This is a genomic window from Bradyrhizobium sp. INPA03-11B, from assembly GCF_040446015.1.
GTDB classification, from domain to species: Bacteria; Pseudomonadota; Alphaproteobacteria; order Rhizobiales; family Xanthobacteraceae; genus Bradyrhizobium; species Bradyrhizobium macuxiense_A.
In genome coordinates this window covers 1-11,642 of record NZ_JASGSR010000183.1, presented here as the reverse complement: position 1 = coordinate 11,642, position 11,642 = coordinate 1, and the positions used below count along the sequence as shown (strand labels likewise).

The 11,642-nt window shown below is 65.8% G+C and carries 17 protein-coding genes; 6 read left to right on the top strand and 11 right to left on the bottom strand.

What is annotated here, in order from left to right; genetic code table 11:
- Positions 1–64: 64 nt before the first annotated feature.
- Positions 65–1,132, top strand: a complete 1,068-nt coding sequence (locus tag QMZ05_RS38415) for a phospholipase (protein ID WP_353705489.1) — start codon at positions 65–67, stop codon at positions 1,130–1,132.
- Between the two features lie 158 nt (positions 1,133–1,290).
- Here the strand turns inward: QMZ05_RS38415 and QMZ05_RS38410 are convergent, their stop codons facing one another.
- The gene (locus QMZ05_RS38410; RefSeq protein WP_353705488.1) at positions 1,291–2,190 is read right to left on the bottom strand and encodes an SDR family oxidoreductase; all 900 of its coding nucleotides are present in this window, start codon (positions 2,188–2,190) and stop codon (positions 1,291–1,293) included.
- A gap of 57 nt (positions 2,191–2,247) precedes the next feature.
- On the bottom strand, positions 2,248–2,988 hold the full coding sequence (locus tag QMZ05_RS38405; RefSeq protein WP_353705487.1) for an SDR family oxidoreductase: 741 nt from the start codon (positions 2,986–2,988) through the stop codon (positions 2,248–2,250).
- 120 nt (positions 2,989–3,108) lie between these two features.
- Between QMZ05_RS38405 and QMZ05_RS38400 the strand changes: the two genes are divergently transcribed.
- Both QMZ05_RS38400 and QMZ05_RS38395 read left to right on the top strand, forming a co-directional pair.
- Positions 3,109–3,996, top strand: a complete 888-nt coding sequence (locus QMZ05_RS38400; RefSeq protein ID WP_353705486.1) for a LysR family transcriptional regulator — start codon at positions 3,109–3,111, stop codon at positions 3,994–3,996.
- A gap of 63 nt (positions 3,997–4,059) precedes the next feature.
- Positions 4,060–4,266 (top strand): hypothetical protein, encoded by a 207-nt coding sequence (locus QMZ05_RS38395; RefSeq protein WP_353705485.1) that lies wholly within the window; start codon positions 4,060–4,062, stop codon positions 4,264–4,266.
- Between the two features lie 9 nt (positions 4,267–4,275).
- Here QMZ05_RS38395 and QMZ05_RS38390 read toward each other — a convergent pair whose 3' ends face one another.
- Entirely contained in the window at positions 4,276–4,578 is a 303-nt protein-coding gene (locus QMZ05_RS38390) for an AzlD domain-containing protein (protein ID WP_353705484.1), read from the bottom strand.
- Positions 4,571–5,284 (bottom strand): AzlC family ABC transporter permease, encoded by a 714-nt coding sequence (locus tag QMZ05_RS38385; RefSeq protein WP_353705483.1) that lies wholly within the window; start codon positions 5,282–5,284, stop codon positions 4,571–4,573. The genes QMZ05_RS38390 and QMZ05_RS38385 overlap by 8 nt, the downstream gene beginning before the upstream one ends.
- A 32-nt stretch (positions 5,285–5,316) precedes the next feature.
- Between QMZ05_RS38385 and QMZ05_RS38380 the strand changes: the two genes are divergently transcribed.
- Entirely contained in the window at positions 5,317–5,919 is a 603-nt protein-coding gene (locus QMZ05_RS38380; protein ID WP_353705482.1) for an ABATE domain-containing protein, read from the top strand.
- Positions 5,920–5,980: 61 nt separating this feature from the next.
- Here the strand turns inward: QMZ05_RS38380 and QMZ05_RS38375 are convergent, their stop codons facing one another.
- The 6 genes from QMZ05_RS38375 to QMZ05_RS38350 all read right to left on the bottom strand — a co-directional run bounded on the left by QMZ05_RS38375 (position 5,981) and on the right by QMZ05_RS38350 (position 9,851).
- Entirely contained in the window at positions 5,981–6,658 is a 678-nt protein-coding gene (locus QMZ05_RS38375) for a DsbA family protein (protein ID WP_353705481.1), read from the bottom strand.
- A 36-nt stretch (positions 6,659–6,694) separates the two neighbouring features.
- A complete protein-coding gene (locus tag QMZ05_RS38370; RefSeq protein WP_353705491.1) occupies positions 6,695–7,474 on the bottom strand; it encodes a sulfite exporter TauE/SafE family protein in 780 nt (259 codons plus the stop codon).
- 198 nt (positions 7,475–7,672) lie between these two features.
- On the bottom strand, positions 7,673–8,395 hold the full coding sequence (locus QMZ05_RS38365) for an LrgB family protein (RefSeq protein WP_353705480.1): 723 nt from the start codon (positions 8,393–8,395) through the stop codon (positions 7,673–7,675).
- Positions 8,392–8,778 (bottom strand): CidA/LrgA family protein, encoded by a 387-nt coding sequence (locus QMZ05_RS38360; RefSeq protein ID WP_353705479.1) that lies wholly within the window; start codon positions 8,776–8,778, stop codon positions 8,392–8,394. Before QMZ05_RS38360 ends, QMZ05_RS38365 begins: the two co-directional genes overlap by 4 nt.
- A gap of 186 nt (positions 8,779–8,964) precedes the next feature.
- On the bottom strand, positions 8,965–9,411 hold the full coding sequence (locus QMZ05_RS38355) for a PaaI family thioesterase (protein WP_353705490.1): 447 nt from the start codon (positions 9,409–9,411) through the stop codon (positions 8,965–8,967).
- Positions 9,412–9,416: 5 nt separating this feature from the next.
- Positions 9,417–9,851, bottom strand: coding sequence for an acyl-CoA thioesterase (locus tag QMZ05_RS38350; protein ID WP_146989322.1), 435 nt, complete (start codon positions 9,849–9,851; stop codon positions 9,417–9,419).
- Between the two features lie 94 nt (positions 9,852–9,945).
- Here QMZ05_RS38350 and QMZ05_RS38345 point away from each other — a divergent pair, with 94 nt between their 5' ends.
- Positions 9,946–10,503 (top strand): TetR/AcrR family transcriptional regulator, encoded by a 558-nt coding sequence (locus QMZ05_RS38345; protein ID WP_353705478.1) that lies wholly within the window; start codon positions 9,946–9,948, stop codon positions 10,501–10,503.
- A 65-nt stretch (positions 10,504–10,568) separates the two neighbouring features.
- Here QMZ05_RS38345 and QMZ05_RS38340 read toward each other — a convergent pair whose 3' ends face one another.
- Positions 10,569–11,060: a hypothetical protein gene (locus QMZ05_RS38340; protein WP_353705477.1), complete on the bottom strand. Its 492-nt coding sequence runs from the start codon at positions 11,058–11,060 to the stop codon at positions 10,569–10,571.
- Positions 11,061–11,249: 189 nt separating this feature from the next.
- Between QMZ05_RS38340 and QMZ05_RS38335 the strand changes: the two genes are divergently transcribed.
- Positions 11,250–11,531: a PsiF family protein gene (locus QMZ05_RS38335; protein ID WP_050419520.1), complete on the top strand. Its 282-nt coding sequence runs from the start codon at positions 11,250–11,252 to the stop codon at positions 11,529–11,531.
- Positions 11,532–11,642 lie beyond the last annotated feature (111 nt).

Here is an 11,642-nt window from a genome sequence, read left to right as displayed (position 1 = left end):
GGAGAGGGGGCGCAGCTTTTGCGCCGCTACAGCGCCGATCTAACAACAAGGAAGGACAGTAACGATGAGCGAGGCCGTGGTTGACGATATCGTCGCCGTGCTGCCGCCGCTGCTACAGACGCTGGAATCGCTGTCCTTTGTCGCGCGCAATCTGAATCCGCCGGACTTCGACCGCGTGATGCAGATCGCGGGCGAGCCCGAAGAGGCACTGCAGGCCGTGCGTCCGCGGCTGGCCGATTGGCCGGAGAAATTCGCGCACATCAAGACTGCGCTTGACGCTGCAATCGAACCGGCGCTCGCCGGCTATGCGGGGCTGCGCGCGGTGCAGAACGGCGAAGGCGACCTCGTCAGCGTATTCCGCGCGCTGCGCTATCTGCCGCGCGCGCAGGAAGCGCTCTATCCCTTGACCGAACTGCCGCCGGTCAGCGGCTTCTTCATCGCGCCCGACTTGCGCGAGGATGCCGGTCTGCAGGCCAAGCTCGCGGCCAAGCCCAACGACGACACCGGCATCTTCCATGAGCGCAACGAACCGGGCAGCCGCGGCGGCTTCTCGATGTACGTGCCGGAATACTACACGCCTGAAAGCGCCTGGCCGCTGGTGATGGCGCTGCACGGCGGCAGCGGCAATGGCCGCGGCTTCCTGTGGAGCTGGCTGCGCGACGCGCGCAGCCGCGGCGCCATCCTGGTGGCGCCGACCGCGACCGGCCAGACCTGGGCGCTGATGGGCGACGACACCGACACGCCGAACCTCAACCGCATTCTCGACCAGGTGTGCGCGCGCTGGAATATCGACGCGACGCGCATGCTGCTGACCGGCATGAGCGACGGCGGCACCTTCAGCTATGTGACCGGGCTCGGCGGCGCCTCGCGCTTCACGCACCTGGCGCCGGTCGCGGCGACCTTCCATCCGCTGATGGCTGAGATGGCCGACGCGGAGCGGCTGCGGGACTTGCCGATCTTCATCACCCATGGCCGGCTCGACTGGATGTTCCCGGTGCAGACCGCGCGGCAGACCCAGGGCCTGCTGTCGGCCGCCGGCGCCAGGGTGACCTATCGCGAGATCGACGATCTCAGCCACACCTATCCGCGCGAGATCAATTCGGAGATTTTTCAGTGGCTGAACGGCGAGTGAGCCGACGGCGCCTAAAGCATCCTCGGTTAGTCGCCGCGTAACGCGGCTCTATCCCCGTCATTGCGAGCGAAGCGAAGCAATCCATTGCGCCACAAGCGGAGGCATGGATTGCTTCGTCGCTGTCGCTCCTCGCAATGACGTGGAAGGAGTGCGCCTCGTTACTTGTTCACCCGCGGCCTGAGCAGGTCTGAAAAGCCGACCCGGTGCAGCATCTCGTTGCGGACGCGGTCGATCACGCCGAAGGCGACCTCGGCACCGTCCTGGGTCGGATCGATGTGGACGCGGAACGGCCGCTTGCCGAACGGCGTGTCGAGCACCCTGACGATCGCATCCGCGACCAGCGACGCGTCGGCATCGTCGGGCACGATCGCCGCGAATGCCTTCATGATCTCCTCGCCGAAGCCGGCATAGGGACCGGCTTCATATTCGGCGACGCGCGCCTCGTCGGCAGGACGGCCGGAATGGGCGAAGTGATTGGTGCCGCCGGTGAAGGCGCCGGGCACGATGATCGAGGTCTCGATGCCCCAGCGCGCGAGCTCGCGGGCATAGATCACGGCCATCGCATCCATGCCGGCCTTCGCCGCGAAATACGGCGCGAGATAGGGCGGCGTGCCGCCGGCCGAAGAGCTGCTCGACACCCAGACCACAAGTCCCCTGCCCTGCTTGCGCAGCTGCGGTAGCGCCGCGCGATTGACACGCTGGGTCGAGAGCACGTTGACGTCGTAGAGCTCGGCAAGCTGCTCGGGCGTAAAGGCCTCCGCCGGACCGAATACCATGTGGCCGGCATTGTGCATGACGACGTCGAGGCGGCCCTCTTCCGCGACGATCTGCGCAATAGCCCTGTCGACCGAAGCCTGCGAGCCGACATCGAGCTCGAGCGAGCGCAGATCGACGTTGTTGTCCCTCGCGAACTCCTCGATATCCGCGACCGCGGCGGCGTTGCGGCCGGTGGTGTGGCGCATCGAGGCGTAGACAATGTGGCCGGCCTTGGCGAGCGCGTTGGCGGTGAGGCGGCCGAACCCGCTCGAGGCGCCGGTGATGACGATGACCTGTTTCATGACACGTGTCCTTGCGATGACGGATTGAACGGGAGTTGGGTTGAAGGTGCGAGGGCGTCAGACCAGGCCGCCATTGGCGCGCAGGGTCTGGGAGTTGATCCAGGAGCCGTCGGGACCGGCGAGGAACGACACGGCATTGGCGATGTCGTCCGGCGTGCCGAGCCGCTCCAGCGGCACCATCTTGGCGAAGCGGTCGATCAGCTCGTCCGACTTGCCGTTGAGGAACAGGTCGGTCGCGGTCGGGCCCGGCGCCACGGCGTTCACGGTGATGCCGCGGCCGCGCAACTCCTTGGACAGGATCGCGGTCAGGGATTCGATCGCCGCCTTGGTCGCGACATAGATGCCGTAGGTCTCGAGCTTGGTGCCGACCACGCTGGTCGAGAAGTTGACGATGCGTCCGCCGTTGCGCAGCCGGCGCGCCGCCTCGCGCATGGTGTTGAAGCTGCCCTTCAGATTGACCGCGACCTGCTGATCGAAGCTCGTATCGTCGCTGTCGGCGATCTTGCCGAGCTTCATGATGCCGGCATTGTTGACCAGCACGTCGACGCCGCCGAACGCCGCTTCCGCCGCGTCGAACATGCCGCGCACCGCGCTGGGATCGCTGACGTCGGCCTTCGCGGTCAGCGCCCGGCCACCGGCGGCCTCGATCCGGTCGGCGACCGCCTGGGCGGGCCTGGCATCGCCGGAATAGTTGATGACGACGGTGAAGCCGTCCCTGGCGAGGCGCTCGGCGACCGCCGCGCCGATGCCGCGCGAGGCGCCCGTAATCAGAGCTACCTTGTTGGCTTGGTTGGTCATTTTCGATCTCCCATCAGTTGAGCGGCAACGGCCGCGTTCGATGGGAGGACGCTACGCCTTGGCATCAACCGGATAATCTGGCAATTTTTGGCATCACTATTCGCAAATTTCGGACAATAGATGGACCGCTTCGATGCGATGCGCGTGTTCACCCGGGTGGTCGAGCGGCGCAGCTTTTCGCTGGCCGCCGACGATCTCGGGCTGCCGCGCTCGACGGTGACGGACGCGGTGAAGGGGCTGGAGGCGCGGCTCGGCGTGCGGCTGCTCGAACGCACCACGCGCACGGTGCGCCCGACGCTCGACGGCGAGGCGCACTACCGCCGCTGCCTGTCACTGATCTCCGATCTCGAAGACGCCGAGGGCGCGTTCGGCGGCGCGCGGCCGAAGGGGCTGCTCCGGCTCGAAGTGCAGGGCACGCTGGCGCGGCACTTCCTGCTGCCGAACCTGCCGGGCTTCCTCACCGAGTATCCCGACATCGAGATCAACATGAGCGAGAGCGATCGCTTCATCGATCTGATCCGCGAAGGCGTCGACTGCGTGCTGCGCTTCGGCCGCTTGCCCGACAGCGACATGATCGCGCGCCAGGTGACGATGCTGGAGCGATTGACCTGCGCCACGCCTGACTATTTCGCGCGCTTCGGCACGCCGACCGATCCGTTCGCGCTCGACGGCCATCGCATGATCGGCATCCGCTCGCTGACGACGGGACGTTTGCGACCGATGGAGTTCGTCATCGACGGCGCCGTGAAGCAGTTTCCGCTGCCCGCGCCGATGGCGGTGACGGGACCCGAGAGCTATCTCGCGAGCGCCAGGCTCGGCCTCGGCCTCGTGCAGGTGCCGCGCTTCCATGCCGAGGCCGATCTTGCCAACGGCACGCTCATTGCAGTGCTGCAGCAATGCCCGCCACCAATGGTGCCGGTCAACCTGCTCTATCCGCGCAACCGCCAGCTTTCACCGCGCGTGCGCGTGTTCATCGATTATGTCATGCGCGTGTTCGCGCGCAGTTGATCGGCCGCCGGAACCACAGCGAGCCCCGCGACGTTATCCCTTCGACACCGGAGGGATTAAGCGATGCGGACGTTTTTCGGAATGATTTTGGGCGCGCTGCTGCTGATATGCGGCGTCTATGTCTATGACTCGATGCGAACATCGAGCGCGGCCAATGGCGAGATGGCGCGGGACGCGCGCACCATCGTCAATTGGGACGTCGCGGCCCATGACTGGAACCTGCTGAAGACGCGCACCCGCGAGCAGTGGGACAAGATCGCATCGAAGTAACGGCCGACGTCACAGCCCGATCGCAGACGCCACCAAGGCCGCGCCGAACCCGGCTCCCAGCGCCGCCCATTCCCTCGCCGTGATCGCCATGGTCAGGAGCGCGACCACGGTCCCGACCAAGCCTGCCAGCCCGCCTGACAGGCAACCGCCGACAATGAATGCAATGAACAGATTGCCAGGCGCGAGCTGCAAGAACCGCGCGGCGATGCCGTCATCGCGCATCGATGCGGCGAGGATGTATCCGCCGGCGCGCATCGCATAGCAGGTGACACCGAGGATGCAGATGACGCCGAGCACCTTAAGGTCATCCATCTTTCGGCTCCATCATGCTCACGAGCGTGCCGCATCCGCCTCCGATCAGCATCGACCAGCTGGGATCCACAAACCGGGCCACGAGAAGTGCTGCGACGGCCGAAGTCAGCCACGGCCACAGCGATCTCACATTCTTCCACTGGCTGGGAAGCAAGGTCGCGATGAACATCGTCGGTAGCAACGTAGCGGCGAGCCTGAGCGGTTCGTTTGCCGCGAGCGGAGCGGCATAGGCGAGCGCGGTGCCGCCGACCCAGCCGATCGCCATCGGGATGCTCGATCCGAGCAGATAGCCTGCGTCAGGTCCGTTGCGGTCGGCGTCCGAACTGGTCATCAGCCACGATGCATCCGCCAGCAGAAACAGCGTAGGCAGCATCTTCCGGGGAGCCAATCCGCCGAACAGCTGGCGCAGATGGGCGCCCATCAGTAAGTATCGTGAATTCGTGGCGATGCAGGCCACGACCATGGCGACGACCGGCAGCGGGTGAGCCCACATGCTCAGCGTGATCGCTTGCGCCGTAGCGGAGTAGACCAGCAGGCTGAACAGAATGGCGTGCTCTGCCCCAAGCCCAAGTCCCTTGTAGGTCAGTCCCATCACGAGGCCGGCGGCGCCATTGCTGAGCAGGAAGGGCAACGCCGCGACCAGGCCGCGCCTGACACCTGCGGCAGTCATCGTCGAGGCTGATGGCGAGGCGCTTGTAATGGTCATGACCATTAGATTAGACTTGGTGAGAGGCCGTGATGTCAAGAGATCCCGCGCGGGCAGCGACGCAGTTCTTCGGTGGACGGGTCTGCCTTGACTTCGCGAACACGCTGGACTGGCGCACCTCGAAAGATCCGCAGGAGCTGATTCCGGACTATGCGGCGCTGTTGTCCTGGAGCGAACGCCGCGGGACCTTGCCGCTTGCCGCGACCAGGAAGCTGAAGGCGCGTTCGGCAGGCAACGAGGCCGCGGCTGCGATGCAGAAGGCATATGATTTGCGCCGCGACATCTGGACAATTTCGGACGCGCTGCGCGGCGGCCGCAGTGCTGACCTTCGTCTCGTCAATCAGATGCTCTCGGCGGCGCCGCGGCAACCCGACCTGGTGCGGCAGGATCGAACATATCGCCACGCCTTCGCGGGGACCGACGTGAGCGCGCCGTTATGGCCGGTGCTTTGGTCGCTGACGGCGCTGCTGGCGTCCGACGACGCCAGGCGGATCGGATGCTGCGAGGCCGACGGCTGCGGCTGGTTCTTCGTCGACGAGAGCCCGAACCGGACCCGCAGATGGTGCTCGAGCGAAGTGTGCGGCAATCGCGAGCGCGCCCGGCGCGCCTATGCCAAGCGGAAGGGCTCCGCGTGAGCGTTGTTTAGGCATGATCTTTTCGGAAAACCGCTTCGCACTTTTCCGGATCATGCCTTAGCTAGTTCTGCTCGGTCTTGCGGCCCATATTGGCCTTGCGGGCGTCGGCGATCACCTGCTCGAACTGATCCATGCTGAGCACGCCCGGCACGCGATACTTACCGACGATGAATGACGGCGTGCCGTTGAAGCCGAACGCCTGCGCCTGCTCGTCGTTGCGTGCGAGGATCGCGTCGATCGCCTTGGCGTTGGCGTCGAGATCCTTCTTCAGCTTGTCCATGTCGAGGCCGGCGCCCGAGAGCAGCTCGGCGATGCGCGGCTCGGTGATCCGCGAATTGACCGAGATCATCGCCTCATGGGCGGCCTCGAACTTGCCCTGGTACTTCGCCGCCAGCGCCATCCGCGCCGCGACCTTGGAGACCGGCCCGAGGATCGGCCAGTCCTTCAGCACCAGGCGGACCTTGCCGTCGTCCTGCACCACCTGGCGGAGCTCCGGCGCCAGCTTGCGGCAATACGGACAGTTGTAGTCGAACCATTCGACGATCGTGATATCGCCCTTGGCATTGCCGATCACCGGAATATCCGGATCGCGCAGCACCTGCTCCTCGGTCAGGACCTTATCGTCCTCGGCGCGCGCGCCGCTCGCGGCCAGGAGCGCGATCCCGGCACCGATAAGGCCGAGCGCGTCCCGGCGGGTGGCGCCGGCATTGTCGAGGGCTGATTTTGTCAGATGGTTCATAGTTGGCTTCCGGAAGGGCTCCTCGCCCTTCTACGTTCAGGACACATTGATGTTACGCAGCAGCATATAGACCGCCACGACGATAATCACAGCCGCGAACACGATATTGAGCGCGCCGCGGCGTTCCGACAGGTGCCGGGCGCTCCTGGTACCCAGGAGGCCGCCCGCGATGCCGCCGGCGACGAATAGCCCCGCCAGGCCCCATGACACCAGCCCTGACCACGCATAACTCAGGGCCGTGGTCACGCCGAAGGCGGTAACGGCCACCAGCGAGGAACTGACCGCATTCATGATCGGCATCCCGGTCGCCAGCATCAGGGCCGGCACGATCAGGAAGCCGCCGCCGATGCCGAAGAATCCGGACATGGTTCCGGTGGCAAGCCCGAGACCGATGATCGCGGGCATGTTGGACATCGAGATCTTGACGTCGGTCAGCCCGACCCGCGCGCGGGTCTTCAGCATCAGGCCGGCGATAACAAGCATCACCACCGAGAACAGCGCCAGCAGCTTCTGCCCGTCCAGCATCTTGCCGAGGATCGAGCCGCCGAAGGCGCCGAACATGCCCGACAGCGCGAACACCAGCGCGCAGGACCACATCACGGTGCCACCGCGGGCGTGGTTGGACAGGTTGATCGCAGCGTTGGCGGCGACCGCGATCGCCGAGGTGCCGATCGCGATATGCGGCTGGGGTACCCCGACCACATAGACCATCAGCGGCACGGCAAGTATCGACCCGCCGCCACCGACCAGGCCCAGCGAAAAGCCGACCAGCATGCCCGATGCCAGCCCAAGCACGCTCTGGGTTGCGGAGAAGATCAAAGGGAACAGACTCGCATTTGCGGCGGCGACCATAGAAGGATTTGCTGCCCAGCGCCATAGCCATAGCACAAAACTGCCCTGAAAGGGGGACTCTCTATTTGAGCATGATCTCCGCGCAAACGCGTTCCGCGTTTGTCGCGAGGGAAAACCGGTCCCCACTTTGCGCTAACGCGGCCCTGCGGGTCCGGATCATGCTCAGCGCAGCAGATATGTCACGGCCAGCGGCACCAGCAGCGAGGTGACCAGCGCGTTCAGGCTCATCGCGATGCCGGCAAAGACGCCGGCGACCTCGTCGACCTGGAAGGCGCGCGCGGTGCCGATGCCATGGGCGGCGATCCCGGCGGCAAAGCCACGGCCGCGGAAGTCGGTAATCCCTGTGAAGTTCATCAGCGGCGTGACGATGATCGCCCCCATGATGCCGGTGAGGATCACCGACACCGCGGTCAGCGAGGGATCGGCATGCAGGGATTCGCTGATGCCCATCGCGACGCCGGCCGTGACCGATTTCGGCGCCAGCGACAGGATGATGTCGCGCGGCAGGCCGAAGGCCCGCGCCAGCAGCACCACCGAGACGATCGCCGTCAGCGAGCCGACCGCGAGCGCAACCAGCATCGGCAGGACCGCCGCTGCGACCCGCTTGCGGTTCTCGTAGAGCGGCACCGCGAGCGCGACCGTCGCCGGCCCGAGCAGGAAGTGGACGAACTGCGCGCCGGCAAAATAGGTGGTGTAGGAAGTCCCGGTCAGCAGCAGGAACAGGCCGATGATCCACAGCGAATGCAGCACCGGATTGGCGAGCGGGTGCCGCCTTGTCTTCAGCGACACCGCATCGGTCACGGCATAGGTCACGAGCGTCACCGTCAGCCAGAGCAGCGGCGATTGCGAGAGATAGACCCAGAGCGAGAACGGATTGTCGTTCACGGCGTCTCGTCCTCGCGCGAGAAGAGACTGCTCGCCGCGACAAAGGTCGCGACCGTCGCCAGCAGCGTGACGATGACCGACACCGCGAGGATCACCAGGATCGCGACGCCGTGCTCGGCGAGCAGATCGAGCTTCTGCACCACGCCGACGCCGGCCGGAATGAACAGCAGCGAGAGATTGGCGAGCATGCCGCGGCTTGCGCTCTCGACGCCGTCATTGCCGAGCGGCCCGCGCGCCAGCGCCGGATAGCGGTCGCGCGCCAGCAGCAGCAATAGCAGGAGGACGAGACCAACCACCGGGCCCGGCACCGGCACCGCGAGCGCGCGCACGCCAACCTCACCGACGAGCTGACAAAGCAGGATCAGGCTGAGGCTGGCGATCATGACAAGGCGCCCACGCGAAACATCCGCCTATCAGGTCGTTGTGGCGATGGCTTGTCAATGCGTGGGTCTGCACATAGTCGCGTCATTGCGAGCGAAGCGAAGCAATCCATAGTTCCGCGGGCGGAGACATGGATTGCTTCGTCGCTATCGCTCCTCGCAATGACGGCGTTGCGCTCTGCGCTCGAGCTACCCCTCCCGCCGCTGCAGCGCCATCAGTGTGCCGCTCATGGTCGCGACCAGTGTCTCAATGCCGTCCTGCACGGAGTAGGCTCGGCCGTCGCAGACGGTGAGCGTGCGGCCGGGCTTGACCACGACGCCGCGGAACACGAACCGTTCACCGCGGGCCGGCGCCAGCAGATTGGTCTTGAACTCAACGGTAAGGATGTCGGCGCCTTCGGGCATCAACGTGAAGGCGGCGATCCCGCAGGCATTGTCGAGCCCCGCGGTGATGATTCCGGCATGCACGAAGCCGTTCTGCTGGCTGTACTCAGGCGCATAGGGCATCGCGAGATCGACCTCACCGGGCTCCATGCGCGCAATCGAGATGCCGAGCGTCTGCATCGCGCGCTGGCGCGCGAACGTATCGGCTGCAACCGCGCGATAGTCGGGATTCTTCGGCTCGAAACGGGGCATGGCGGTCATGCGATCGCGGGTTCTGACGGGACGAGATGCGGCATCGCCGCGTAGCGGATCGCCGGCGCAAACGGCGCCGATTTGCGTGCGGCGCGGTCGATGTGCACGGCGGTGATCTCGCAGGTCGCGGCGATCTCGCCGGTCTCGGCGTTGCGCATCTCGTGCAGGATGCGGATCGACTTGTCGCGGAACTCGACCAGCCGGCTCTTGACCTCGACGAGGTCGCCGGCGAGCAGCTCGCGCTTGTAGGCGATGTTCTGCTGCACGGCGGCCATGCCGCGGCCGGACTCGCGCAGATAGGTGGGCGTCAGGCCAAGCCGCGCGAACATGTTCCAGCTCGCCTCGTCGAACTTGCCGACATACCACATGACGTTCATGTGCCCGATGTGGTCGCAGTGCCAGGGATAGACCGTGCCGCGATAGGTCGCCTCGCCCTCCATGGTACCCCTCCTTCGATTTTTGATACGGTAGCGTATCGAGGACGAAGCAGGCTAGCAATACGGTACCGTATCAGACCCGCTCCGCGGAGATCACATGACTGAGAGCAAGGGCGATGTCTGGGTCGCCGCCGGCTTTGCCGAACTCGCCCATAGCGGCGTCGACGGCGTGCGGGTCGAGGTGCTGGCGAAGAATCTCGGCGTCACCAAGGGCGGCTTCTACCGCCGCTTCAGGGATCGCGCCGCACTGCTCGAGACCATGCTGACGCGCTGGCGCGAAGGCCGCATCGCATCGATCGAGAAGCAGACCGCGCTCGACGGTGCGAGCGCGCGCGAACGCCTGAAGGCGATCATCACGCTCTATTCGGAGCGCATGAACGCCGAGGCGATGGCTGTCGAGCTCGCGATCCGGCAATGGGCGCGCACCGACGAGGCCGCGGCCACCGCCGCCGCGAGTGTCGATGCGGCACGGCTGAAGCAGGTCGGCCAGCTCTATCGTGCCACGGGGCTGCCGACCGAAGAGGCCGATGCGCAGGCCTTTCTGTTCTACTGCTTCATCTTCGGCCAGAGCCTGTTGTTTCTCGAGCGCGGCCCGCGCAAGCGCGCACAACTGCTGGCGCAATCGGCGGACAAGCTGCTTGCGGAAGGCCAGTAGAGCCTCGGCCAAAAGAAAGCGGCCGGCTTACGCCGGCCGCTCACCAAACTTCACCTGCGGGCCGATCAGGCGCCCTTCAGGCGCTTGTTGCATTCGCTGTAATAGCCGCCGCCCTTCTGGATCCACTTCATGCCGCCATTGCCGCCGGTGGTCTTGTTGGCGTTGTACTGGTCGAGGCAGCTGTGCATGCGCTGCTTGCCCTCGGTTTCCTTGGCGTATTTGGGATCGACCGCGTTCGGAAACACGGCGGGCCCTGCCGGCGCGGCGGGTGCTGCCGCGGGAGCGGCTTCGCGCTTGGCTTCCTTCGGCGCGGCCGGAGCAGGCGCGGCGGCAGCGGGCGGCGGCGCGGCGGGCGCCGCGGCCGGGCTCGCATCGGCGCCGCATTGCGCCTTGCGGAAATCATTCCACTTCTGGCCGTTGAGGGTGCCGGCCGTCTTGGCCGCCTGGTACTTGGCGCTGCATTCCTGCGCGGTCAGGGCCTGCGCCGGCGCGCTCGCCGCAAAGGCTGCAAAGCCCGACACCGCAATCACACACAACAATCTGGTCCGAATGGTCATCCCTGGTCTCCCGTCATCCCTGGTTGGGGGCATTGGCGTAAGACCATTATCCTAGCGCAACCCGGACTTGCGACAACGTGTGGGCGCGCTTGCGCATTAAAATATTGTGGCGGCGGGACCACCGCATGTTCATCCACGGTTCAGCATCGCCGCGCAACGTTTCGGCCTTCTTTTCCTCAGAGGTGCCCCATGATGAAGATTTCCTCCCTTGCGACCGTGACCGCCCTTGCCTCCGCACTGCTGATCGGCGGCGCCTTCGCGCAGACTGCCGCGCCCGCCGCCAAGGACGCCGCTCCGAAAGCCGACGCCAAGATGGCGAAGGAAGCCAAGCCGCGCACCGCCGAGTCGCTGGAATGCTCGAAGGAGGCCGACGCCAAGGGCCTGCACGGCAAGGAGCGCAAGAAATTCCGCTCCGAGTGCAAGAAGAACGCGTCGGGCGGCGGCGCTGCTGCGCCCGCGGGCACGAAGTAAGATCGCGAACGCTGCCACCCTCCCCTGGAGGGGGAGGGTCGGCACACGTTGAGCGCAGCGAAACGTGTGTCGGGGTGGGGTGATCTCTCAACACGGGAAGCTCCCGATAGG